This is a genomic window from Variovorax sp. LjRoot84 (assembly GCF_964254305.1).
Classification (GTDB): domain Bacteria; phylum Pseudomonadota; class Gammaproteobacteria; order Burkholderiales; family Burkholderiaceae_C; genus Variovorax.
This window is the reverse complement of record NZ_CAXUTE020000001.1, coordinates 2,706,868-2,729,011: the sequence shown is the minus strand read 5'-3', so window position 1 is coordinate 2,729,011 and position 22,144 is coordinate 2,706,868. Positions and strand designations below refer to the sequence as shown.

Genomic DNA, 22,144 nt, shown 5'->3' with positions numbered 1-22,144 from the left:
CCATGATGAACCGGCTGCTGCGCTGGATCCTCTTCATTCCGCTCGCCTTGCTACTCTACGCCCTGCTCCTGCTGCTGGGCAGCATCTCGCTGGCCTGGAACCTGGTCGCGATGCTGCTCTACCCGGTGCTGCCGGCGCGCGTGGGCCGCTCGCTCGGCCGCAGCGTCATCGCCTTCGCCTACCGCTCGTTCTGGGCCACGGCCTCGGCCATCGGCATGATGCGCATCGACGCGAGCTGCCTCGACGCCTTGCGCGACGAACGCGGCGTGATCTTCGTCGCCAACCATCCGACCATGCTCGACGCCCTGCTGCTGGTGGCGCGCCTGCCGCGCAGCGCCTGCATCATGAAGGCCGACCTGATGCGCAACATCTTCCTCGGGGCAGGCGCGCGGCTGGCGCGCTACATCCGCAACGACTCGGCGCGCACCATGGTGCGGCTCGCGGTCGAAGATCTCAAGAACGGCGGCCAGTTGGTGATCTTCCCCGAGGGCACGCGCACCGTGATACCGCCGCTCAATGCCTTTCGCCCCGGCGTCACGCTGATCGCCAAGCTCGCACAGGTGCCGATCCAAACCGTCTTCATCGACACCGATTCGCCCTACCTCGGCAAAGGCTGGCCGCTGTGGCGCGTGCCGCCGCTGCCGATCGTCTTCAGGCTCCGGCTCGGGCAACGCTTTGCGCCGCAGCAGGACAGTGACGCGCTGCTGCACGAGATCGAACAATACTTTCGCCACCCCATGGAACAGCGCGCCTCCGACGCGCAGCCCGCATGCCAGACGTCTCGCGCACCCACCTTGTCCTGATTCCCAGCTACAACACGGGCGAGCGCCTGTTCTCGACGGTCAGCGCGGCCCGCGCGCAATGGAGCCCGGTCTGGGTGGTGGTCGACGGCAGCACCGACGGTACCGGCGAACGCCTGCAGCAGATGGCCGCCTCCGACCCCGGCTTGCGCGTGTGGGTGCTGCCGCAGAACCAGGGCAAGGGCGCGGCCGTGCTGCATGGCTTGCGCGCGGCCCAGGAGGCCGGCTACACGCATGCGCTCACCATGGACTCCGACGGGCAGCACCCGGCCGACCTGATCCCGGCCTTCATGCAAGCCTCACAGGCCCGGCCCGAGACCATGGTGCTGGGCCGCCCGGTCTTCGATGCCTCGGCGCCGCTGCTGCGCGTGCGCGGCCGGCGCGTCTCGAACGGCTGGACCCAGCTCGAAACCCTGTTCGCCGGCATCGGCGATTCGCTCTACGGCTTTCGCGTCTATCCGGTGCCGGAGCTGATCGCAGTGATGGCGCGCCAGCCCTGGATGCGCCGCTTCGACTTCGACACCGAGGCCGTGGTGCGCCTCGCGTGGGGCGGCGTCAAGCCGGTCAACATCGATGCGCCGGTCAAGTACCTCACGGCCGAGGAAGGCGGCGTCTCGCACTTCAACTACGTGCGAGACAACCTGCTGCTGAGCTGGATGCACACGCGGCTGATGCTGGAGTTCGTGCTGCGCTTGCCCGTTCTCCTGCTGCGCCGGCTGCGGCGAGCGCCGCCGTTTCAGCGTTGATCAGATCATCCCGCCATTGATCGAGATGATCTGCCCCGTGATGTAGGCCGCCTCATCGCTGGCCAGAAACCCCGCCAGCGCAGCCACCTCTTCCGGCCTGCCCGCCCGCTTCACCGGCACCAGCTGATCGATCATCGCCTTGTCGAACACGCCGTCGGCCATCGGCGAAGCGATGATGCCGGGCGCGATGGCGTTGACGGTCACGCCGCGCGCTGCCACTTCGAGCGACAGCGCCTTGGTCGCGCTGTTGAGCGCGCCCTTGGCGGCCGCGTAGTTGACCTGGCCGCGGTTGCCCGTCAGCGAGGCCACCGACGAGATGTTGAGGATGCGGCCCCAGCGCGTGCGCAGCATCGGCAGCAGCAAGGGCTGCGTGACGCGGAAGAAGCCGTTGAGCGAGACGTCGATCACCTTGTGCCACTGCGCGGCGCTCATGCCCGGCAGCACCGCATCGTCGTGCACGCCGGCGTTGTTGACGATCACCTGCACCGGCCCGCCGGCCAGCATGCGTTCGCACGCGGCGCGCGAGGCCTCGTCGCTCTGCAGGTCGAACACATGGCATTCGGCCTGGCCGCCCGCGGCGATGATAGTGGCCGCGAGCTGCTCGACCGCCTCGGGCCGCGAGTTGGCATGCAGCAGCACGGTGGCGCCGTCGCGCGCCAAGCGCTCGGCGATGGCCGCACCGAGAGCGCCGCTGGCGCCGGTGATCAGTGCGCGTTTACCGGTAAGGCTCATGAGGATGCTCCCGTTGCAAGCGGCGTATTGAGCACAACGACCGCACGGCCTTCTGCCAGCGGCCTGCCCTGCGCGTCCCTCACCGCGAATTCGTAGAGGATCTGGCTGGCGTCGCCCGAGGCGCGCTGCGCATGCACGTGCAGTTCGCCTTCGACCTCGTCGAGGCGCTGCGCGGCAAAGCGCACATTGCGCGCGCTGGCCAAAAAGCCGGCCGAGGGCTCGCTGCCCTCCTCCGCGATCAGCCCGCCGTGCAAGGCCATGGCTTGCGCCGCATATTCGATCGCATTCGGCGACAACAGCCCGCTGGCCGTGCGCAAGGGGTTGTCCTCGCGCCGATGCGTCGTGGTGGTGCAGTGGATGGCCTGCGCATCCCACGACACCAGGCGCTCCAGCAGGCACATGCTGCCGCTGTGCGGAATGCGCCTCGCGATGCCGGCCTGGTCGAGCTGCTGCGGTGCGGTGGTCACGCAGCCTCCCTGCGGTCGGCCACCAGCAGCACGTTGGCGAAGGGCGTGCCTTCGCTCATCGGCATGCTCTGCACCGAGAAGCCCAGGCGCTGCAGCAGCGCCGTCCAGTCCGCCAGCGGCCGGCCCCAGGTCGGCGAGACGCGATGGCCGCGGATGCGCGTGACGGTGCGGTCCACCCATTGGCTGATGGCGAAACCGCGCCGGCTGGCCATGTCGCCGACGCGCAGCAGCAATCGCCCGCCCGGCTGCAGCGCGGCGTGCACGCGCCGCAGCACGCCCTCCTGCGCGGCGTGGTCGACGTAGTGCAGCACGTCGAGGATCACGACCAGGTCGCAGGCCGGCATGGCGGCCGTGCACATGTCGGCGCAGACGAAGCGCGGCGCCGGCTGCAGATGGCCGATGGAGTTTTCGGCGCGCGCCACGTCCTTGGGCATCAGCTCGATGCCGGTGTACTCCGCGGCGGCCGGTGTCGTAGGCCATGCAGGCGGCCAATGGCCCGCTCGCGACTGCATCGCGGCCATCGCCGACAGCAGGCTCGCGAACAGTCCCTGGCCGCAGCCGATGTCGACCACGCGCCGGTGGCTCTCGCCGATCAGGCCGCGTTCGACGAGGCCGCGGAACACCGGATCGCGCCCCAGCTTGCCGCGCGCGAAATGCCAGGCGAAGTTGCCGGCCTTCCTGTACGGCGCAGTGGCCGCTTCATGCAGTCGGCGCCATGCGGCGTCGGTGGTGGTCGATACCTGTGAACTCATGCGGCCAATGCTTCCGGCAAGGTGACTGCGCGCAAGCCGTTCGCATGAATGCGCGCCAACAGGGGGGGCAATACCTCGAGCACGATAGGCCGTCCGGCCGCCGTGCGCGCCGCATGGCCGTCGTGGAGCAGCAGGATGTCGCCTGCCTGCAGATCGCGCGTGAGCCGCGCCAGCACGGTGGCCGCGTTGCGCTCGCGCGTGTCGAAGCCGCGGCGCGTCCAGCTCACGAGCGAAAGGCCCATGCGATGCAGCACCGGCGCAAGAAAAGGATTGCGAAGGCCCGCGGGCGCGCGAAAGCAGGTCGGCCGCTCGCCGGTCACTTCCTGCAGCACCTGTTGCGCGCGCGAGATCTCGGCCGCGAAACCGCGCGGCCCGAGAAAGGAGAAGTTGTGCCGATGCCGCGCCGTGTGGTTCTGGATGCTGTGGCCGCGCGCCACGATCTCGCGCGCCAGCGCCGGGTGTTCGAGCACGCGCTCGGCGATGCAGAAGAAAGTGGCGCGCTGGCCATGAGCGTCGAGCTGGTCCAGCACCTGCGGCGTGACCTCCGGGTCAGGCCCGTCGTCGATGGTGATCGCGACTTCGTGGCGCGCGACGGCCGGCTGCGGCAGCCGCGTCACGTTCGGGCCCAGCAGGCTGCTGCGCGGCGTGAGCCCTGCGGCGGTGATCAGCACATGGTTGAGCACGATCGCGCCGATGGCCCACGGCGCCGCCCCCGGCACCAGCACACCGGCCGCGATGGCGAGCAGATGCCAGCCGACGCTGGCGCGAATGATCGGCGGCCAGGGCCAGGACTCGGGAGCAGAAAGAGTTTGGGGCATCGGGAAGGATTTTCCCATCACTGACGAGCCGCCGAAGCCCCGGCAGGCCCGCGCGCAAACGCGGCCGACAGCAGCAGCGCGAGCAGCGCGCCAGGCGCTACCACGCGGCCGATCGCCGACAGCGCGGGAATGTCCGAGATCGCGATCAGCGTGAAGGAAACCACGGTCGTGAGGTTGGCCAGCATCAGCGAAGCCAGCGTGTCTTCGTCGGCGCGGCCGGTCTCGCGCAGCTGGTCGAAGAAGAGCGCGTAGTTCGAGCCCACGGCCACCACCAGCAGCAGGCCCACGAGATGCAGGATGCCCAGCGGCACCTGCAGCACCGCCAGGCCGCCGAGCGTGAGCAGCACCGCGACCAGCAGCGGCTCGCACACGGCCAGCAGCCGGCGCCCGGAGCGCAGGTAGACGCCCAGCAGCACCACCACCGCCAGCGCACCGAGCATCACCTGCACGAAGGCCTCGTGCAGGTAGCGCCGATAGAGACCGCGCAGCTCGTCGCCGACGTTGACCACCTGCACCTCGGGCACATCCGCCAGCGCCGCCGCGAGGCGCCCTGCATCGAAGCGCTCGCCGGGGTGCAGCGAGATCAGCGCCGACCAGCCGCCGCCCGGCCGCTGGAACATCAGTGCATTGACCACGGCGCCCAGCGGCCCGTTCTCGAGATCGGCACGCCGGATCATGGGTTGCGAGCGCGCCTTCTCGACATCGGCGAGGAAAGGCGTGAGCCGGCTCGCCGGCAGCGGCAGGCCCTGGGTCGCTTCGGCCAGCCGCGTCTTCAGCGTCGCGGCATCGGGCAGGCTGGCGATGCGCGCGGCCTGCGCGGCCTCGCTGGGCAGCAGGCGCGTGACGCTCTCGAAGCCAGCCAGTTCGCCCTGGTCCACCAGCGCTTCGAGCTTCGCGGCAGCGGCCTCGGCGTTGCGCAAGGTGGCCTGCTCGTCGGCGCCGCGGACCACGACCAGCGTGCCGCCGTCGCTGGCGCCGATGTCGGCACGCAGTTCCTCGTCGAGCTGCTGCGCCGCCTTGGGCACCGGGCTCATGGCGCTGAGTTCAGCCCGCCACAGATGGCCGCCCTGCCACAGCACCAGCGCCAGTGCGGCCGCGCCCAGGCCCGCGAACAGGTAGCGCAGGCGCGGCAACGCACGGACGATGACGCCTGCGACCTGGGCCATCTGGCGCCGCATGCCCATGCCGGTCGCACCGTCGGGCGCCAGCACCGGCAGCACGTGGCGCGCGACGAGCGCTGCGGCGATCAGGCCGGCCAGCGAGAACACGCCGAGCTGTGCGAGCCCGGGGAAGCCCGAGAACACCAGCGCCGCGAAGCCGCAGACCGAGGTCAGCAGGCCCAGCCGCACGGTGGGCCAATGGATGTCGCGCCAGCGTTGCCAGCCGGTGCCCGGCACTGCCGCGCCGCGCGCCTGGATCAGGTAGTAGATCGCGTAGTCGACGGTCTCGCCGATCAGCGTGCTGCCGAAGCCCATCGTGAGCCCGTGCACTTCGCCGAACCACAGGCTGACCGCCGCCGTGCCGCCCACCACGCCGGTCGCGACCGGCAGTACCGCGATCACCAGCGCGCGCGGCGAGGCAAAGGCCAGCAACAGCAACACGCCCATGACGATGCCGCCGACGGTGGCGAGCTTGATCGCCTCGCCCTTGATCTGGTCGCGGCTCTGCACCGAGAATACCGGCGCGCCGCTCATCTGCAGCCGCGGGCCGGCGCTGCCCATTTCGCGCGTGGCGGCCTCGAAGGCGCTGCGCACGCGCTCGACCGCGAGCGCCTGCGCGTCCAGGTCGCTGCCGGCCGCATGCGTGGTCGCCAGGATCAGTGCGCGCGGCGCGCGGCGCGAGGCCCAGACGCCGTGTTCGCTGCGCGGCGAGCTCGCGGGGATCAGGCCTTCGGCGATGCGCTGCGTCTCGCCCGTGGGGTCGCGCTCCAGCAACGGCTTGGTGATGTTGCCGGCCGGCGTGCCGAGCAGCGACAAGGTGTCGACGATCGCATCGCGCAAGCCGGCGGCGGTGAAGCGCTCGGGCCTCACGTCGGGCGCCAGCCGGTAGCGGTTGTCGAAGAGCCAGGTGCCGGACTCCTTCCAGTCGCTGGTGTCGCCGTTCTGCACCTGGTCGAAGAGCTTGCTCTCGCGCATCGCCGCGGCCACGGCGCGCGACACCTCGGCGCGTTGCGCGGCATCCTTGCCGCCCTCGATGCCGATGAAGAGCGTGCGCGATGCGATCCCGCTTTGCACCTGCTCGATCAAGACGCGCTGCCGCTCGTCAGGGCTTTCGGGCAGGAAGGCCGAGAGGTCGGCGCTGAAATGCGTGCGTGCGATCAGCGCGACGCCCGCCGCGAGCGCCAGCAGCCAGATGCCGAGCACCAGCGCGATGCGCCGCCGGCCGGGTGCGGCAGCGTGGCGCGTCACGGCGCGGTGCGCGTGGGTGTGATGCTCATCACCGAGCGGTCGCCGCCGATGAACTCCATCTCGATGCCGAGCACTTCGCCCGCGCGCCCGCTCAGGCGCAGCGTGCGCACCTGGGCCGCGAGCTTCTCATCGATGGGCACGAGGTCCAGCGTCCACTTGTCGGGGGTGCCGGAGACCGAGGTGCGGAAGTAGCGCGCGAGGCTTTGGGTATTGCCGTTCAAGGTGCCGCGCATGGCTTCGACCATGCCGAGCAGCTCGGGCATGCTGTCGAGCGTCATGGTGCGCGTGCGTCCGCCGCGCGACAAGGTCAGCGTGTTGCCGTCGACCGCCATGGTCTCGGGGCGTGGCGTGAGCGTGCGCCGCGTCAGCCGGTCGGGCGCCTGGAAGCTCAGCGTGCCGCTGGCGTCCAGCGGGCCTTCGAGGCCGCGCACGAAGCGCTGCTCGGTGAAGCGCGCCTCGCCGCTCTTCTGCTTGGCGAGGAGGCCCATCAGTTCAGGAAGGTCGAGGGCCCAGGCGGATGATGCGGAAAAAGCCAGCACCGCCAGCAGTCCCCTGCCCCAGCGCTCAAGCCGAATCTTCGAGCCAGAAGTCATGAAAATTGAACCAGTTGTAGGGATAGGCACGGCACAAGGCCTCGAGCCGTGCCACATAAGTTTCGAGCGCGGCGTGGATGCGGCGTTCCCGCTCCGCCGGGTCGGATATGCGCTCGCTGAAGTCGGCCAGCGGCTCGAAGCGGACATCGTAGCGCGCCCCTCCGACATAGAGCCCGGCCATGAAGAACACCTTGCGACGCAGCAGCGCGGCCAGCCGGAACGGGCCATCGTTGATGAGCGCCGGCTGCCCGAGAAAAGGCAGCTCGATGCTGTTGCCGCGTTGCTGGCCCGCCTCGTCCGGACCCGCCAGCGTGCGATCGGCCAGGAGGCCCGCGAGGCCGCCGCCGTCGAGCCAGTCGCGCAGCGCGAGCATCGAATGCGGCCGGCCCAGGGCGATGATGTGGGGCCGCAGGCCGGGCAGGCTGATCGCGTCGAGCACCGTGGTGATCTGCTGTGCGTTGTCTTGGTACATCAACATCGCGAGCCGCAGGTCTTCGGGGTTTTGGCTCTGCTGCTTGCAGGCGCCCATCGCCTCGAAGCTGCCGATGTGCGCCCCCAGCAGGAAGGCGCCCCGCCCCGCGTGCGCTTCGGCTTCGACCGGCAGATTGCCATAGACCCGGATGTCGAACAGGTCCAGGCGGCCGCGCAGCAAATAGATGCGATCGAGCACCGTCGAAGCAAAGGCATGGAGCAGCCGATAGCCATCGACCCAACCGGCATTCGGGCCGATCGCCCGGAACAGGTAGCGCTTGATGTGGCGCCGCTGCGCCGGCGAAAACAGCAGGAAGTAGAGGCTGATCGGATGCAGGATGAGACGCGCCAACGGCCGCCCGCATTTGATGGCGATCCAGCAGATCACGCGCAACGCCAGCATGTTGCTGCGCTCGGGCATGCGTGACCAGTCGGCCTGGCGCGGCTTCGCGTCGCCGGCCTCGGGCGGAATGCTGCTCATGCCGTGCTGCCCGGCGTCCAGCGCCCGCTCGCCACCGTCACCCCGGAAGAGTGCGCCTCGAAGCGCAGCCCGCGCGAGGCGCCGGTTTCGGGAATGAGGTCGATCACGAGCGTGCTGCCCGGGCGCACCGGCGCGAGGAACTTGGCCGCCGCCAGCGTCGGCTGTGCACCGAGCCGGGCCGCCAGCGCGGGCACGCCCTGCACTGCTTCGAGCACTTCCGACAGCAGCAGCGCACCGGGCAGCAAGGGCTGGCCCGGGAAATGACCCGCGAAAGCCGGATGGTCCGCCGGCACCTCGTGCGTAAGCTGCACCGGCGTGCCGTCGGAGGCGAGCTGCGCCAGCGCGAACTCGCGCAGTGCCCTGGCGGTGAGCTTGCCCGTCCCCTCGCGCGGAAAGGCCGTGACGTGCACCACGCGGCGCGGCACGAACACCGCTTCCAGCCGCTCGCGCAGCGCCGCGATGATCGCGTGCGCATCGAGCGCCGGCGCCACCACGAAAGCCACCGGCCGCACCACACCGTCGGTCACGTCGTCGGGCAGCCAGAAGGCACCGTCCACGACGCCCGGGATGCTGTTGAGATGGTGGTTGAGGTAGCCCAGCGAGCTGCGCCGGCCAGCCACGTGGATCAGGTCGTTGGCGCGGCCCAGCAGGCGGAAGCGGCGATCGTCGACCAGCTCCAGCACGTCGGCCAGCGGCGTCGGCTCGGGGATGAAATCGCCTTCGAAGATGAAGCGCTCGCCGCCCTCGGCGTCGTGCTCGGCATGCACGCGGATCTGGCCGAAGGTCTCCCAGACCTCGCTCTGGGTGGGCCGCCGCGTCGCGACCTGGCCCGATTCGGTGCTGCCGTAGATCTCGATCAGCATGCCGCCCGTGGCCTCTTCGGCCTGGGCCGCGAGCTGCGGCGAGAGCGGCGCGGTGGCCGAGAGAATCAGGTCCACCGGCGGCAGCGCCACGCCCGAGAGCAGCAGGGTCTTGAGATGGAAAGGCGTTGTCACCAGCGCGCGCGGCTGCGGCACCGAGGCCAGCGCCGCCGCGACATCGGCCGGGAAGAAGGGCCGTCCGCTGTCGAAAGCGGCACCGCCCAGCATGGCCAGCAGCACCGAGGATTCGAGGCCGTAGCTGTGCTGCACCGGCACCGTCGCCACCAGCGTGAGGCCGGCCAGCGAGGGGCGCCCGAGCAGGCCGGACAAGCGATCGACCGCCGCGGCCACGTCGCCCACCAGCGTCTGCCACGACTTGGCATGCGGCTGTGGCGTGCCGGTCGAGCCGGAGGTCAGCAGGCTGACGGCATGCAGGTCGCTCGCGATCTCGGGCACAGGCCGATCGCCCGCGTCGGCGACGGGCGCGCGGTTCTCGATCAGGATGCGCGGCATGCCCGGCGTCTCGGCCTGTTCCGCGTCCACGATGGCGAAGGTGTGGCCGCCGGCCTCGACGAGGCGCGCCAGCGTGTCGGGCCGTGCATCGGGCGGCAGCAGGCTGGTCTCGCCGCGCACCAGTGCGGCCGCCAGGCTGACCGCGAAGGCATAGCGGTCGACGCAGAGGTTGATCACCGGGCCGCCGGCCTCCAGCTCGGGTGCAAAGCGCGCGACGTCGGCCAGGAACTGGCGCGCGCTCACCGGCACGCCGTGACGCCAAGCGAGCGGCGCTTCAGGATCGCGATCGGAAAGAAGCGGAATCGGATTCATCGCCGGGTGTGGGTATCGACCGGCGCACCGTAGAACGCGCGCACCGTGTCGATCAGGCGGGTGCGCTCGAATTCGGGATGCAGCCGATAGCGCAGAAGGTACTCGCCCAGGAACAGCCCCGCCACCATCAGAGGGGTGAGCAGATTGGCCAGCACCGACCAGGCGGCGAAGGACAGGAAGGCATAGACCGCGATCGAGGCCACGGTCATGAGCGCGAAATAGGCGGTCCAGACACAGGTCACGCGCGCGGTGTAGGCACGCATGGCCGGCGACAGCGGATGGATGCGCTCGGCGAACTGGCCGATCAGCGACAGGCGGTCGCCGCGCAGCGTGCTGCCGAACCATCCGCACAGCAAGGCGTTGATGCCCGCGTGCTGCAACACATAGAGCCGATTGGGGTCCCCCGCCTCGCCGCGCAGCACCAGCGCGAAGCCGATCACACCGGCCGCGCCGGCCACTGCCAGGCCCCAGGCGCCGAAGCGGCTACCGGCCAGGCCCAGCGCTGCCAGCCACAGCGGTGCGAGCAGCACCCCCACCGCCCAGGGCGCGGCGGCGTGGTACAGCATCATCCAATGGGAAACGCCGGCATAGGCCACCCCCGCGAGCAGCAGGAGCGCCATGCGCCATCGAGACATGGATCAGGAAGCGCCGCGATTCTGCGCGACGTGGGCCGCAAGACTGCGCAGCGACTGGAAGATTTGTTGATTGCGCTCGTCATCGGAGCGCAGCTGGAAGCCGTACTTGCGCGAGACCTCGAGCGCGACTTCGAGGATGTCGATCGAATCGAGCCCCAGGCCTTCCCCGTACAGCGGCGCCGTGGGCACGATCTCGGAGGGTGCGATCTCGAGATTGAGCGACTCCACAAGAAGAACAGCCAGCTCGTTCTCGAGGGCTGACTGTTCGGGCGCATCGCCGACGGCGGAAATAGGGGGCTGGGTCGATGACAAATCAAACTCCGAGAACTTTTGAATGAACTATCGCACGGGGTGCGAATTATAGGAGGCCGCTTCGATAGACTCCGCTGCGTACCACTGACCGGGAGCACCCATGGCCGACCCCCTACTGATCGCCCGCCACGACACCATCGAATGCGCCCTGCTGCCGGGCCTGACCAACCGCCACGGCCTGATCACCGGCGCCACCGGCACCGGCAAAACCGTCACCTTGCAGACCATTGCCGAACAGCTTTCGAACATCGGCGTGCCGGTGTTCATGGCCGACGTCAAGGGCGACCTGACCGGCGCCAGCCAGCAAGGCAGCATCGGCGAGAAGATGGCCGCCACCCTCAAGGAACGCGGCATCGAGCTGCCCCAGCCCCTCGCCTGCCCCGTCACGCTGTGGGACGTGTTCGGCGAACAGGGCCACCCGGTGCGCGCCACCGTCTCCGACATGGGCCCGCTGCTCTTGGGCCGCATGCTCAACCTCAACGAAACCCAGGCCGGCGTGCTGAACCTGGTGTTCAAGATCGCGGACGACAACGGCCTGCTGCTGCTCGACCTGAAGGACCTGCGCGCCATGCTGCAGCACGTGGGCGAGAACGCGAGCCAGTTCACCACCGAATACGGCAACATCAGCGCCGCCAGCGTGGGCGCGATCCAGCGCGGCCTACTGCAGATCGAGAGCCAGGGCGGCGACAAGTTCTTCGGCGAGCCGATGCTCAACATCGCGGACTTCATGCAGACCGCGGACGGCAAGGGCGTGGTCAACATCCTCGCCGCCGACAAGCTGATGAACTCGCCGCGGCTCTACGCCACCTTCCTCTTGTGGCTGCTGTCGGAGCTGTTCGAGCAACTCCCCGAGATCGGCGACCCGGAGCAGCCCAAGCTGGTGTTCTTCTTCGACGAGGCCCATTTGCTCTTCAACGAGGCGCCCAAGGCCCTGGTCGAACGCATCGAGCTCGTGGTGCGACTGGTGCGCTCCAAGGGCGTGGGCGTGTTCTTCGTGACGCAGAACCCGCTGGACATTCCGGATACGGTGCTGGCGCAGTTGGGCAATCGCGTGCAGCACGCGCTGCGGGCCTTTACGCCGCGGGATCAGAAGGCCGTGAAGGCGACAGCCACGACGATGCGGCAGAAGCCGGGGTTGGATATCGAGACGGCGATCACGGAGCTGGCGGTTGGGGAGGCGCTGGTGAGTTTTCTCGACGGCAAGGGGCGGCCGACGATCACCGAGCGTGTGTATGTGCTGCCGCCGGGAAGCCAGATCGGGCCGATCACTGCTGCGCAGCGGCAGGCGTTGATTGCGAACTCGCTGGTGGCCGGGGTTTATGAGAAGGCCGTAGACCGCGAGTCGGCGTACGAAAAGCTCAAGGGACGGGCCGAGACGGCGCCTGACGCGCCGGCTATCAAAGGCAAGCCTGGCGCTGCAGCGGCGGAGGAATCGGGTGGGCTGATGGGTGGGCTGAACGAGATCCTGTTCGGCTCCACGGGCCCGCGCGGCGGCAAGCGCGATGGGCTTGCGCAGACGATGGCCAAGTCGGCGGTGCGGACCATGGGCACCACCGTCGGCAAGGAGATCCTGCGCGGGGTACTGGGTGGGATCTTTGGAGCTAAGACGCGGCGCTGAAGGGCCCAGTCCTGATCGCCCTTTTTGCCCCGGCATGCGGGTGTCGCCCACGAGCTTCTCGACATCGCATTGCCCAAATGAGCCTCCGGGTCACGGCAGGCGCCAGCCCTGGAAGCCGGCGTCCGGATCGAGCGGCGAAGGCGGCGCCATGCCGCTTTCTGCAGTGAAGCCGGCGTAGTCCACGAGCCTGACCACGGTCGAGAAAGGCTCGGACTCGACCGCAAGGATGGCGGCGCGAAACACAAGGCGAACGCAGCCATCGATGTTCTCGCCGCCACCACGCGCGAAGGCGCGCAGGCCCGACCCCGCATGGGTGAAACCACCGACGTGACGTGTGGGCGGGACCGTGAGGGCGCTCGATGGTGCGGCGCCGAGGGCATCCAGCACATCGCCGCTGCGCAGTTCCACCGACAGCCGCAGCGTGATCGGCTGGGCGGCTCGCGCCAACTCCAGTCCAACCCAGAAGGCTTCGTTGTCGGCCGTCGGCACGATGAGGTCGCCCTGCCGGCCGAGCCCGACCGGCAGCGCACCCAGGCTAGAGGGCAGGCTGCCGGAGGCGATGCGCGACGTCGGGCGCAGGAAGCGCTGGAACGACAGGCGCAACCCCGGCGGGATGCATGCGCCCGCAAGGTCGATCCAGTCGGCGGTCGGCGTGGCGATGGACGTGGCTGGCCTCCTGGCGACTATTCCATTCCCGCCTTCAAGGCCTCGAGCGCGCAGGGCGGCAGGTTCAGCGAGGCCGCGCGGGCGCGGGTCGCGCGCGGCAGGCGGGCCAGTGCCTCCGGCGACCGCGGCACGCTGCGCGGCGCACGCTTGGCCACCTTCGGCAGCATGCCGGGCTGGAGCGCCTGCGACGGCGGCGATGGCGGGGTGCTGACCTGAGGCCGAAGGACGGCACGCGCGAGTTCCTTCCTGGCAGAGGACTTCACTTCTTCGTCGGTGTTCCACACCAGGAATGGCGGCAGCGCGGCCAGGGCCTGGATCCGTGCCCACATGTCCGCCGGAACGAGGTCGACGCGCTTGCGGGCAGCCTGCGCCAGCAAGGCCCAGCTGCGCTGGAACATCGGCGGGCCGCGCAAAGCGTTGACCCGCCGCAGCTTCGGGTCCGCGCATTGCAGCGCGAGCGCCTCCACGTCGGGATGACCCTCGCCGAGCAGCCCGCGAAGGTTCGCGACGACGGTGTCGAGCATGCTGATGTCGCGTCCGGAATCGCGCTCACGCTCGATCAGGAGCAGGTGGCCGCCGATGATGCCGGCCACGGGATTGCGGGACTTGAGCATCAGCATCTCTTCGAGTCGTGCGCTCAGGATACGCCGCTCGTTGGCCATGGCCTGCTTGGCGGTTTCGGCCATCCGATCTTCCGCATCGGTCTCGGCGTCGTGCTCTTCGCCGAGCCGGCGCATCATCACCGCGGCGCGCGGTCGCGGATCGACCTTGGTCGCGCCCGGAACGACCCGCCGCAGCACGAAGACCTCGGTGCGCCACCCTGCGCAGACGATCAGGCTTTGCTCGATTGCATGCCCTTCCTCGATGTCCTGCCGCAGGAAGTAGCTGCCGGGGTCCACCGCTGCAACGCTGAAGGCATAGGCGTCGCCGCCCTCATGGCGCTCGCGCACCTGTTCCATGTCGATGACGGCCTCCCCGTTCGCATCGACGATGCTGACACCGTGCCACGGCGGCGTGGTGCCCGGCACGGTATCGATCTTCCTGCTGTAGGTGCGAACCATGACCATGATCACCGCCTGCCCGGGCAACGCCACGAGCGCATTGGCCGCATCCACCGCACGCCGGCGGCCGGCCTGGTGGTACTCGTGGCTTGCCGCAGTGTCCGGCAGCGGCACCACGGTTGCCAGTAGCTGGGCCTGGCCCAGGTCGGTGAGCGGGTGATCACGATCCAGCATCACCACCCGCTGGGTGATTGCGTTCCCGATTCGGATCTTCACCTTGAACAGGCCCGGCGGCAGAGGTGTGGAAAGATGGGCTGGTCCATAGTCGACCAGGGAGAACCGGTTGTCGACGACGAATATCTCGGCCGTGGGATCGCCGGGATCGACGTCGAGGCGGTAGACCTCACTGCCATCGAACTGCATCACCGGCACACCGGCATCCACGATCGCGACCTTGGTCGGACGCACGACTTCGAAGCCGTGGCGTAGCCCGGCGTCCGGCACTTCCATCAGGTACAGGCCAGGCTTGAGCGCCAGGACCTTGGGCCCATCGTCCACCGTGAATGTCCGGCTCACCACCGGCGGCGACCCCGACCACAGGTGCGCATTGGCGCCCGTGGCCGAGGCCTTGAACGTGAGCGTGACCTCATAGGCCGGCGGCGTGACGCCGCGGGCAAAGATGAGGCCGGAGTCCTCCTGCACGACTTCGGGCTCCTGCGCGACGTCGCGGTCGTCGCGATCGCGCTGCACGAAACGCGCGGACTGCGCATTGCGCACCCAGTCGGCCAGGCTGCGGCCGGTCACGCGCCCGTTCACATCGGCCGCCGCGCCTCGCAAGCCTTCGAGCAGGGTCCAGGTGAACACGCCGTGGGTTCTGTCCTCGTCTTCGGCGATCGGAACCTCTACCGCCTTCAGGGGACGCTGGGCGGCGAAGGCGACGAAGTTGGCCAAGGGGGGATTGGAAGCCGCCGCGAGCGGCAGCGGCGGATCGTGCGGCTGCAGGAAGGAAGCCCGGTTCATGCAGGCATCAACCCAGAGGACGAACTCCCGGAAGTAGCCCGCATCCTGCAGCCAGTTGAGCCAGCCGGTCGCGTGAATGTTCAGGCCTAGCCGCTCCTTGGCATCGGCAGTGAAGAGGCAGGCGCGCTGGCGTCCCGGCGAGAAGCCGTGCCCGGACATGTAGATGTAGAGCCTGCGCCCGACCTGCATGCCCTTGCGGGCCTTCTTGTTGGCCTGTGCGACGCCGTCGATGTTCGACATCAACTGGTCGAGCTGCCCGGCCGTCGGAACGGCAGCGCCCGGGACGTGCGGTACCGCTAGAGGTTCGAAGATGTTCTGCACGCCGGGCAATCCACCGCCGTTCGGATCGAGCAGCCACTTCTTCATGGCATCGACGTCGTTGCGCGGCCCGCGCAGGTCGACGGGCGAATTGCCTTCGCCGAGCTCGGGGTAGCTGTCGATGCCGATGAGGATGGCGTAGTCGTTCGGGTTCATCTGGCGTTCCCCGGGGGACTCAGTTCTTGCCATAGGCCTCGGCAATGAAGTCCTTGTCGGTCTGGGACAGCTCGCCATTCAGGCCGGCCGAGCTTCCGTCGAGCGTCCAGGCCTTCGGTATCGGATACATCATGATCGAGTGGGTGTCGACGGCCGTGGCGTCGAGTTCGAGCTCCTCGTACTTCTTGAACATGTTGGTTTCGATGGTGGCGTCGCTCCAGCTGTTCGGCGGCTTGCGCAGATCGGCTATGACGGCAGCTCGATTCCACTGGATGCCGCCCCTGGAGTTCTGGTGCTCGTGGACCATGCCCAGCGCATGGCCGAACTCGTGCAGCACGACGCGGCGCAGTTCGTCCTGCGGTGAATCAGGCGTCAGCCAGCCGTAGTTCATCGTCGGCTCCGGCTCTTTGATCTGCCGGCACATCGTGCCCAGGTAGGACCAGGATCCGTTGCCCTGGACGAACGCGATCCGGATGTCGGTGGGGCCCTTGTCGCGGAAGTCGAAGGTCAGGTTGGCCAGTCGGGTCCATTCCTCCGCCACGTCCTGAACGCGTTGCTGCAGTCCCGGTGCGCCTTCGAGAAAGCGCATCGTGATGATGCTTCCCGGATCCCACTTGGCCGCCCGCAGGAGCGCGGCGCGGTGGCCGTTGAGCCGCTGCTGGTCGTCCTGGTCGACCGGTCCCGCAGTGAGGCAGTTGCAGAAGTGATGCTGATTGATGGTCATGATGCTCTCCTTCGGGCGTGGTTATCGGACAGTGAGTACAGGCAGCCTCAGCAAGCGCGGGACTGCCGGCGGCGGGCTCGGTATCTGATTTGGCGCGAGGCCCTGCTGCGGCAACTGCGAGGGCGGGGGCGCAGGCGGAGGCGCCGCCACGGGCGGGGCCTCGGCCACGACCCTGCCCTTGGCGATCGCCTCGTCGATGAGGGCACGGATCTGCGACGGGCGACACACCGACTCATAGCGGGTGAGCAACGCGACCGCGTCGGGATAGTCGAGGCCCGGCAGTTGGCCCTGCACCGACGCGAGGAAAGCGCTCTGCGACTCGCGCACGATCTTGGTGACCGAGTGGGCAGCGTCGGAAAAAAGATAAGCGGTTGTGAACGCGTCCATACTCGACGCGGCGAAACTGAAGGTGGTGGCCACGCCCGCGATCTCCTTGGCGCTGCTGCCCGTCAGTCCCATGATGGCGGAGGCCAAGCCTCCGATCAGGCTCACCTGCTTGCGCTCGTTGGAAGCGGCCTGGTTCGCGCCGCCGACAGCGTCCAGATATCGATCACATTGCAAGTCCAGCATCGCGCGGCCCGAGCGAAATGCCTTGAGGGCCGGGGCCGATTGATCCGATGCCAACGCGCTGGCTTGCAGGTCCTTGGCGAACGTCTCGGCCGCAAGGTTGAAGACGGTGATGCCTTCCTTGAAGGCAGTGTCGGCGATCGGCTTGCCGGGCGAGGTCTGGTAGGTCGAGCAGCCGGCGATGGCCGCCAGCCCGGCGAGCGCCAGCGCCAGGGCGCAACCAGTAGGTGGCTTCGCTTCGACCGGGGCTTTGCCAGTGTGCATGGATGTCCTCCATCGCGACCACCGGCGACTCTTCTGAGTCTCGACCGGCCCCCGGAGTGTTCGGGAAACGGCATGCAGCGTCATCCACCATAAAAGGTACGACTCGACGGCCGAGGGGGAGGTCTCACCACCAGGGCGGGGAATCCCCCATCAGGAACGGCCATATCCGGCCGCACACTGGATGAATGTCCACGTCGCTGACGACGTCTCATCAAAACGAGCGTTGGGAGCTGGGCGATCAGGTCTGGTCGCGCAATCCGACGACGGGGGCTTTTGATCTCGCCGACTACCGCGGGCTGGGTGCAGCCCCGGCGACGTTCAACCCGCTCGACCTGGCGACGCTGGTCGGGGCGCGCGTCAGCTTCGATGAGGCGGATCGGGGGGGCAAGCCGGTCGCACTCTACCCCGGGGCGTTCAAGTTTTCTCCCATCACCGGTAGAGCGCTGCCTGAACCGCCTATCGCCCATCTGGATACGTGGCTGCCGCCTTTCGGCGGCGATGGTTCCGCTGCCGACCAGCCGCAAGGGCTGGGACGGACAGCCGTTCGCCTGGCGCTGCGGCCATCGCTGAGCGTCGAGTCTCTGCCGGACCGCCATCTGGGGATGCCGCCTGCGGGAAACTACCAGTTCCTTGTGAGCACGTGCCATGCATGCGAGTCCGGATTGTTCGCCCTCGACGCTTCGCGGGGACTCATCTATCACTGGCTGCCGCACTCGGAGTGCTGGCTGGAGGTCTACCCCAGAGGAGCGGAGATACTCGTCGAGAGTTCTCTCGACGACCACGCCTGGGGCATGGTGGTGAAGGACCCGCAAGGATCCACCAAGCTGTTCATGCCTACCGAGGACGGGCTGGCCATCGTGACCGTCAATCCTGTGGCCCGGACCTACGAATCGCAGCTCGTGGGCAGACGCTGCGCAGGCGCGCCGGTCATGTGGCAAGGCAGGGTCTATGTGCCCATGCTGGAAGAAGACAGAAAACTCGGCGTTTACGCGTTGAATCCAAAGGGCAGTGCTCTTCGCCGTGTCCATGGGCCGAAAGTCGCTGCCGCGACCGCGACAGCGGCATGGTTTCGCCCGCTGGCTGATCGCCGGCAGATCATCTGGATGACCTCGATGGGCCAACTGATCGTCAAGCGCGGCAGCGGCACCGCGCTCGAAACGTCCTTTCTGCCATGGGCGTCTGGCATCACGCCCCGCTTCGATCTGGGCAGCCCCTACCTTTCCGACAGCGGCCATCTATGGCAGCAGTGCTTGCTGCAGGACGAGCAGGGAGGGCAAATCGTCTTTGTTCAACTGGGACTCAGCGAACCGGAAATCAGACCGGCAAGTTCACCGCGGCTCTGCACCGGGGCCGCGTGTTTTCAGCTTGCGACACGCCTGCGGGGCGATCCCTGGTTGGATCCCGATGACGACAGTCCTGTTGCCAGCGCCGACGAAGTGATCTTCCCGTTGCTGGCATCGACTTCAGCATCGACCCTGCTGTGCGCGCGCGTGTCGAATACCCGCTCGGTGGATGACCTTTTCGCATCGAACGAGACGTACACCACCACCTTCGAATTGCGCGGCGAGCATGACGTGCAGTTCTGGGTCGACAGAATGCCCAGGCCGTGGGCGACGCGACCGTTCGTCTATTCGGGCCACCTGTATCTCTATCACCCCGACAAGCGCCGCTCGCCGGGCTGGCGGATCGACTCATGAGCCGTCTCGTCCAACCGGGCTTGGCCAAATCGGACCTGGACTTCTCGGCGCCTTGCCAGCGCTGCGCTGCGCTGTTGCATGGGCGGGTCAAGTTTTGTCCGTACTGCGGCGAGGACGCGTCCGTCACGTTTGGCGCCGATGCGGCAGAGGCCGCCCTCGAGCCTGAGCTTGAAACCCCTGTCAATGAGACCCAAGAGGATGTGAGCTCCGAGCTTGCGCGCATCGTCCCCGCCCGGCTTGGATGGCAAGAGGAGCTGCCCGCGCAGATTGCCGTGGCGCCGCCTTCCGGCGCTGCCCTCAAGCGCTCGGCAACGGGCAAGGTAGCGGCGCTGGTTCTGGCTGTGCTCGCCCTGGCTCTGGGTTATCTCTATTTCGACAAGCAGAACGAGACGGACAGGTTGCAAGAGTTCACGGCGAAACTGGCGCAAGCGCAGAGCGCCTTGAGCCGCGGCGACCTCACAGCCGCGGAGCGCGCGCTGGTCCCCCTGGCCGCCGCGCATCCGGATCATCCGGACGTGCGGGCGTTGAAGGACGGGCTCGATCAGCGCGTGCGGGAGCAAACGGCCAAGCGTGAACAGCTGCGCGATGCCACCCTTAGGGCGACCAAGGCGCTCGGGCTTGGCGATCCGGCCCCTGCTCCGGCCCCTGACCCAGCGCCGCCGGCAGCTGCGGTGCCGGCAATCGCCGTCCCTGCGCCGGTGAGCGGCGTGACGGCCCCCCAGAAGACCGAGTGCGATGCCGCGCTTGCGGCACTGGCTCTGTGCGAGAGATGAGATGAGATGAGATGCGCGGGCAGCGCGGAGTACCGCTAATCGCCCGACAGGACTACCATGACGACTCTTCACTGGAGCCAGCAATGCCAATCAGATCAATCCTGACGGGCCTGATAGCAATGGCCCTCCTGTCCTCGGCCGCCGCGCAGCCCAGGGCGCAGTACAAGATAGTCACCGCATCGAAAACCGGCACCTACATCCAGATCGGCCGCGACCTTGCCAAGTGGGTCGCCGAGCCCGCCGGCATCGAGCTCGAGGTCATGGAGTCCAAGGGTTCGGCGGAGAACGTTCAGCGCATGCGCTTCGAGCCGGGGGTCAAGCTGGCCCTGGTGCAGTCCGACGTCTACCAGGCCTTCCTGGACGAGGCGAAGGCCGGAAACGCCGACGCGGGCAACATCATCCGTCCGCTGCGGCTCATCATGCCGCTCTACGATGAGGAGATCTATTTCGTCGCCCGTGCCGATTCGCCGCTGAGCTCCATCCACGAGATCAAGAACAAGAAGATTGCAGTCGGAGCGCTCGGCAGCGGTACGGCGCTCACCTCGAGAACGCTATACCAGCTGATGTTCGGCGAGCAGATACCGGCTGCCAACGCGCAGTATCTGAGCAACGAGGAGGCGCTCGCCAAGCTCACCGTCGACAAATCGATCGACGTCGCCATCATCGTTGCCGGTCAGCCGGCCAAGCTGTTCTCGGACATGAAGCCCGAGGCGCGCAACTACATCAAGATCCTGAAGCTGGACGACGCGGCGCCGGAAACAGCGCGTGCGAAGAAGACCTACTTTCCCGCGACCATACGCGCCGCGAGCTACTCCACATGGCTCACGGCCGACATTCCCACCCTCACCGTGAAGGCCTACCTGGTCACCTATGACTACGGCTTGCAGTCGACGGTCGGAAACCTCGGCCGTTTTGCCGAGTCGCTTTGCAAGAACTTCGACAAGCTCCAGGCCAATGGGCATCCCAAGTGGAAGCAAGTGCGCCTGGAGCTTCCTGCCCTCAGCCAGGGATGGCGCTACTACGCGCCGATGGAAAAGCGCATGCGCGCCTGCATCGCCGGTCAGGCAGCGGCCGGTGCGCCGGCCTGGGCCGTGCAGCAACCCCAAGGGCGTGTCTGCACGGAGCAGGAGTGGGTGCTCGGCCTATGCAAGAGGTGAGTTCACCATCGCAGCAACCGATGCCCAACGGCCGCCCCCGCCACCACAGGCAACACCATCCCCGCCACATACCAGATCGCCAGGAACGGCGCGGCCAGTTCCTGGCAGTGCAAGGCATAGATCGCCGCCCCCACCCCCGCTGACATGGCGCCGGCCGCAGCACCGGCCAGTGCCGGTTGCGTCGGTGCCAGGCTCTTCAGTGCGACCAGCGAGGCCACGAACACCGGCACCGAGATCGCGGCGATATTGAAGGCGCAAGTGCGCCAGGTCTGGCCCCAGAGCAAGGCCGTGCGCTCGTCCGCAGGCGCGAGAAACCAGGCCGCGAACCCCATCACCCACAGCGCCAGCACCGGCAGCGCCAGGCCCAGCCATGCGGCGCGGACCCGCGCACCGGGGCGCGCAAGGCGCTGCACCACCACGAAGCCCGCAATGGCGATGCACAGCGGAAAAGCCAGCTTGACCCAGAACATCGGCCAGAACATGGTCTGCACCAGGTCGCGCCGCACGCCGTACTCGATGACCATCCACGCGATCGACAGCGGCACGCCGGCCAAGAGCGCCATCGTGAGGCGCCGTGCGGCCGCATGCCGCGGCACCGGTGGTGCTTCGCGCGCCAGCAGGGCAACGAGCTCGTCTGTTTTCATGATGAGGACTTTCCGATCTTCAGCGCCAGCGCCTTGAGCCCGCGGTGGATGCCGACCTTGACCGCCGATTCCGACATGCCGGTCTTGCGCGCCGCCTCGGCCACCGACAGGCCTTCGAGCTTGACGTGCACGATCGGCAGGCGATGCCGGTCGGGCAAGGTGTCGAGCAGGCCCGCCAGGTCGCGGCGCGCGTCGCTGGCCTCGGTGGCCGATTCGGCGAAGACGGCCAGCTCGTCGTCCAGCGGATCGTTGAGCGCCTCGCGGCTGGCCTTGGCGCGCAGCAGGTCGATCATCTTGTAGCGCGCGATCGCATGCACCCAGGCCGTCAGCGGCTGGTCGCTCTGGTAGGTGTGGCGCTGGTTGTGCATGGCGAGCAGGCATTCCTGGACAAGGTCTTCCACTTCGTCGGGCCAGCCGAACAGCCGCCTGCCCAGGAACGCGCGCAGGTGTGCACTGAGCTTCTGCAGAAACGCGTGATAGGCCTGGGCGTCGCCGTCCAGGCCGCGCACGAACAGGTCGTGCAGCACCGTCTCCGCTTCGCTCTTTGCCATCGGGCTCCCACTTGTCATTCGTGCTTTCGCTCAAGCCGGTTACAGGCGCAGCCAAAAAAAGAAATCCGGCGGATTGTGCCGTGCGCTG

General features: G+C 68.2%; 22 protein-coding genes. 6 read left to right on the top strand and 16 right to left on the bottom strand.

Going from position 1 to position 22,144, the window contains the following annotated elements:
- The first annotated feature begins 2 nt into the window (after positions 1-2).
- A complete protein-coding gene (locus ACSQ9I_RS13840) occupies positions 3-803 on the top strand; it encodes a lysophospholipid acyltransferase family protein (protein ID WP_436313507.1) in 801 nt (266 codons plus the stop codon).
- A complete protein-coding gene (locus ACSQ9I_RS13835) occupies positions 770-1,546 on the top strand; it encodes a glycosyltransferase family 2 protein (RefSeq protein WP_436313506.1) in 777 nt (258 codons plus the stop codon). The genes ACSQ9I_RS13840 and ACSQ9I_RS13835 overlap by 34 nt, the downstream gene beginning before the upstream one ends.
- Here ACSQ9I_RS13835 and fabG read toward each other — a convergent pair whose 3' ends face one another.
- From fabG to ACSQ9I_RS13785, 10 genes are read right to left on the bottom strand one after another with little or no spacing between them, the layout of a single operon-like run.
- Entirely contained in the window at positions 1,547-2,278 is a 732-nt protein-coding gene (gene fabG / locus ACSQ9I_RS13830; protein WP_436313505.1) for a 3-oxoacyl-ACP reductase FabG, read from the bottom strand.
- Complete coding sequence (locus ACSQ9I_RS13825) at positions 2,275-2,745, bottom strand: hydroxymyristoyl-ACP dehydratase (protein WP_436303911.1); 471 nt, start codon at positions 2,743-2,745, stop codon at positions 2,275-2,277. Before ACSQ9I_RS13825 ends, fabG begins: the two co-directional genes overlap by 4 nt.
- Positions 2,742-3,497 (bottom strand): methyltransferase domain-containing protein, encoded by a 756-nt coding sequence (locus ACSQ9I_RS13820; protein ID WP_436313504.1) that lies wholly within the window; start codon positions 3,495-3,497, stop codon positions 2,742-2,744. The genes ACSQ9I_RS13825 and ACSQ9I_RS13820 overlap by 4 nt, the downstream gene beginning before the upstream one ends.
- Positions 3,494-4,333 (bottom strand): polysaccharide deacetylase family protein, encoded by an 840-nt coding sequence (locus tag ACSQ9I_RS13815; protein WP_436313503.1) that lies wholly within the window; start codon positions 4,331-4,333, stop codon positions 3,494-3,496. The genes ACSQ9I_RS13820 and ACSQ9I_RS13815 overlap by 4 nt, the downstream gene beginning before the upstream one ends.
- Positions 4,333-6,723 (bottom strand): MMPL family transporter, encoded by a 2,391-nt coding sequence (locus tag ACSQ9I_RS13810; protein WP_436313502.1) that lies wholly within the window; start codon positions 6,721-6,723, stop codon positions 4,333-4,335. The genes ACSQ9I_RS13815 and ACSQ9I_RS13810 overlap by 1 nt, the downstream gene beginning before the upstream one ends.
- Positions 6,720-7,316, bottom strand: a complete 597-nt coding sequence (locus ACSQ9I_RS13805) for a LolA-related protein (RefSeq protein WP_093107679.1) — start codon at positions 7,314-7,316, stop codon at positions 6,720-6,722. The genes ACSQ9I_RS13810 and ACSQ9I_RS13805 overlap by 4 nt, the downstream gene beginning before the upstream one ends.
- A complete protein-coding gene (locus tag ACSQ9I_RS13800) occupies positions 7,288-8,268 on the bottom strand; it encodes an acyl-CoA synthetase (protein ID WP_436290496.1) in 981 nt (326 codons plus the stop codon). Before ACSQ9I_RS13800 ends, ACSQ9I_RS13805 begins: the two co-directional genes overlap by 29 nt.
- Positions 8,265-9,953 (bottom strand): AMP-binding protein, encoded by a 1,689-nt coding sequence (locus ACSQ9I_RS13795; protein WP_436313501.1) that lies wholly within the window; start codon positions 9,951-9,953, stop codon positions 8,265-8,267. The genes ACSQ9I_RS13800 and ACSQ9I_RS13795 overlap by 4 nt, the downstream gene beginning before the upstream one ends.
- Entirely contained in the window at positions 9,950-10,573 is a 624-nt protein-coding gene (locus ACSQ9I_RS13790; RefSeq protein ID WP_436313500.1) for a hypothetical protein, read from the bottom strand. The genes ACSQ9I_RS13795 and ACSQ9I_RS13790 overlap by 4 nt, the downstream gene beginning before the upstream one ends.
- An 18-nt stretch (positions 10,574-10,591) precedes the next feature.
- The gene (locus ACSQ9I_RS13785) at positions 10,592-10,900 is read right to left on the bottom strand and encodes a phosphopantetheine-binding protein (RefSeq protein WP_093107687.1); all 309 of its coding nucleotides are present in this window, start codon (positions 10,898-10,900) and stop codon (positions 10,592-10,594) included.
- A gap of 100 nt (positions 10,901-11,000) precedes the next feature.
- Here ACSQ9I_RS13785 and ACSQ9I_RS13780 point away from each other — a divergent pair, with 100 nt between their 5' ends.
- A complete protein-coding gene (locus ACSQ9I_RS13780; RefSeq protein ID WP_093107689.1) occupies positions 11,001-12,518 on the top strand; it encodes a helicase HerA-like domain-containing protein in 1,518 nt (505 codons plus the stop codon).
- Positions 12,519-12,608: 90 nt separating this feature from the next.
- Here the strand turns inward: ACSQ9I_RS13780 and ACSQ9I_RS13775 are convergent, their stop codons facing one another.
- From ACSQ9I_RS13775 to ACSQ9I_RS13760, 4 genes are all read right to left on the bottom strand, one after another.
- Positions 12,609-13,121 (bottom strand): hypothetical protein, encoded by a 513-nt coding sequence (locus tag ACSQ9I_RS13775; protein WP_436313499.1) that lies wholly within the window; start codon positions 13,119-13,121, stop codon positions 12,609-12,611.
- 80 nt (positions 13,122-13,201) lie between these two features.
- Positions 13,202-15,679, bottom strand: a complete 2,478-nt coding sequence (locus ACSQ9I_RS13770) for a hypothetical protein (protein ID WP_436313498.1) — start codon at positions 15,677-15,679, stop codon at positions 13,202-13,204.
- A 19-nt stretch (positions 15,680-15,698) separates the two neighbouring features.
- The gene (locus ACSQ9I_RS13765) at positions 15,699-16,403 is read right to left on the bottom strand and encodes a hypothetical protein (RefSeq protein ID WP_212733671.1); all 705 of its coding nucleotides are present in this window, start codon (positions 16,401-16,403) and stop codon (positions 15,699-15,701) included.
- A gap of 21 nt (positions 16,404-16,424) precedes the next feature.
- Positions 16,425-17,318, bottom strand: a complete 894-nt coding sequence (locus ACSQ9I_RS13760) for a hypothetical protein (RefSeq protein ID WP_139191695.1) — start codon at positions 17,316-17,318, stop codon at positions 16,425-16,427.
- Between the two features lie 101 nt (positions 17,319-17,419).
- On the opposite strand from ACSQ9I_RS13760, the gene ACSQ9I_RS13755 reads away from it, so the two are divergent.
- The 3 genes from ACSQ9I_RS13755 to ACSQ9I_RS13745 all read left to right on the top strand — a co-directional run bounded on the left by ACSQ9I_RS13755 (position 17,420) and on the right by ACSQ9I_RS13745 (position 20,861).
- The gene (locus ACSQ9I_RS13755) at positions 17,420-18,931 is read left to right on the top strand and encodes a hypothetical protein (protein ID WP_436313497.1); all 1,512 of its coding nucleotides are present in this window, start codon (positions 17,420-17,422) and stop codon (positions 18,929-18,931) included.
- On the top strand, positions 18,928-19,704 hold the full coding sequence (locus ACSQ9I_RS13750; protein WP_436313496.1) for a hypothetical protein: 777 nt from the start codon (positions 18,928-18,930) through the stop codon (positions 19,702-19,704). The genes ACSQ9I_RS13755 and ACSQ9I_RS13750 overlap by 4 nt, the downstream gene beginning before the upstream one ends.
- An 83-nt stretch (positions 19,705-19,787) precedes the next feature.
- Positions 19,788-20,861: a TAXI family TRAP transporter solute-binding subunit gene (locus ACSQ9I_RS13745; protein ID WP_093107701.1), complete on the top strand. Its 1,074-nt coding sequence runs from the start codon at positions 19,788-19,790 to the stop codon at positions 20,859-20,861.
- Positions 20,862-20,863: 2 nt separating this feature from the next.
- Here the strand turns inward: ACSQ9I_RS13745 and ACSQ9I_RS13740 are convergent, their stop codons facing one another.
- Complete coding sequence (locus ACSQ9I_RS13740) at positions 20,864-21,505, bottom strand: NrsF family protein (RefSeq protein WP_436313495.1); 642 nt, start codon at positions 21,503-21,505, stop codon at positions 20,864-20,866.
- On the bottom strand, positions 21,502-22,056 hold the full coding sequence (locus tag ACSQ9I_RS13735) for a sigma-70 family RNA polymerase sigma factor (protein ID WP_436290504.1): 555 nt from the start codon (positions 22,054-22,056) through the stop codon (positions 21,502-21,504). Before ACSQ9I_RS13735 ends, ACSQ9I_RS13740 begins: the two co-directional genes overlap by 4 nt.
- Between the last annotated feature and the right edge of the window lie 88 nt (positions 22,057-22,144).

Excerpts from the sequence above, each read along its gene's own strand:
- ACSQ9I_RS13840 (WP_436313507.1), top strand. The coding sequence starts at position 3 with ATGATGAACCGGCTGCTGCGCTGGATCCTCTTCATTCCGCTCGCCTTG.
- ACSQ9I_RS13835 (WP_436313506.1), top strand. The coding sequence starts at position 770 with ATGCCAGACGTCTCGCGCACCCACCTTGTCCTGATTCCCAGCTACAAC.
- fabG (WP_436313505.1), bottom strand. The coding sequence starts at position 2,278 with ATGAGCCTTACCGGTAAACGCGCACTGATCACCGGCGCCAGCGGCGCT.
- ACSQ9I_RS13820 (WP_436313504.1), bottom strand. The coding sequence starts at position 3,497 with ATGAGTTCACAGGTATCGACCACCACCGACGCCGCATGGCGCCGACTG.
- ACSQ9I_RS13815 (WP_436313503.1), bottom strand. The coding sequence starts at position 4,333 with ATGGGAAAATCCTTCCCGATGCCCCAAACTCTTTCTGCTCCCGAGTCC.
- ACSQ9I_RS13805 (WP_093107679.1), bottom strand. The coding sequence starts at position 7,316 with ATGACTTCTGGCTCGAAGATTCGGCTTGAGCGCTGGGGCAGGGGACTG.
- ACSQ9I_RS13800 (WP_436290496.1), bottom strand. The coding sequence starts at position 8,268 with ATGAGCAGCATTCCGCCCGAGGCCGGCGACGCGAAGCCGCGCCAGGCC.
- ACSQ9I_RS13795 (WP_436313501.1), bottom strand. The coding sequence starts at position 9,953 with ATGAATCCGATTCCGCTTCTTTCCGATCGCGATCCTGAAGCGCCGCTC.
- ACSQ9I_RS13790 (WP_436313500.1), bottom strand. The coding sequence starts at position 10,573 with ATGGCGCTCCTGCTGCTCGCGGGGGTGGCCTATGCCGGCGTTTCCCAT.
- ACSQ9I_RS13780 (WP_093107689.1), top strand. The coding sequence starts at position 11,001 with ATGGCCGACCCCCTACTGATCGCCCGCCACGACACCATCGAATGCGCC.
- ACSQ9I_RS13770 (WP_436313498.1), bottom strand. The coding sequence starts at position 15,679 with ATGAACCCGAACGACTACGCCATCCTCATCGGCATCGACAGCTACCCC.
- ACSQ9I_RS13765 (WP_212733671.1), bottom strand. The coding sequence starts at position 16,403 with ATGACCATCAATCAGCATCACTTCTGCAACTGCCTCACTGCGGGACCG.
- ACSQ9I_RS13760 (WP_139191695.1), bottom strand. The coding sequence starts at position 17,318 with ATGACGCTGCATGCCGTTTCCCGAACACTCCGGGGGCCGGTCGAGACT.
- ACSQ9I_RS13755 (WP_436313497.1), top strand. The coding sequence starts at position 17,420 with ATGTCCACGTCGCTGACGACGTCTCATCAAAACGAGCGTTGGGAGCTG.
- ACSQ9I_RS13750 (WP_436313496.1), top strand. The coding sequence starts at position 18,928 with ATGAGCCGTCTCGTCCAACCGGGCTTGGCCAAATCGGACCTGGACTTC.
- ACSQ9I_RS13745 (WP_093107701.1), top strand. The coding sequence starts at position 19,788 with ATGCCAATCAGATCAATCCTGACGGGCCTGATAGCAATGGCCCTCCTG.
- ACSQ9I_RS13740 (WP_436313495.1), bottom strand. The coding sequence starts at position 21,505 with ATGAAAACAGACGAGCTCGTTGCCCTGCTGGCGCGCGAAGCACCACCG.
- ACSQ9I_RS13735 (WP_436290504.1), bottom strand. The coding sequence starts at position 22,056 with ATGGCAAAGAGCGAAGCGGAGACGGTGCTGCACGACCTGTTCGTGCGC.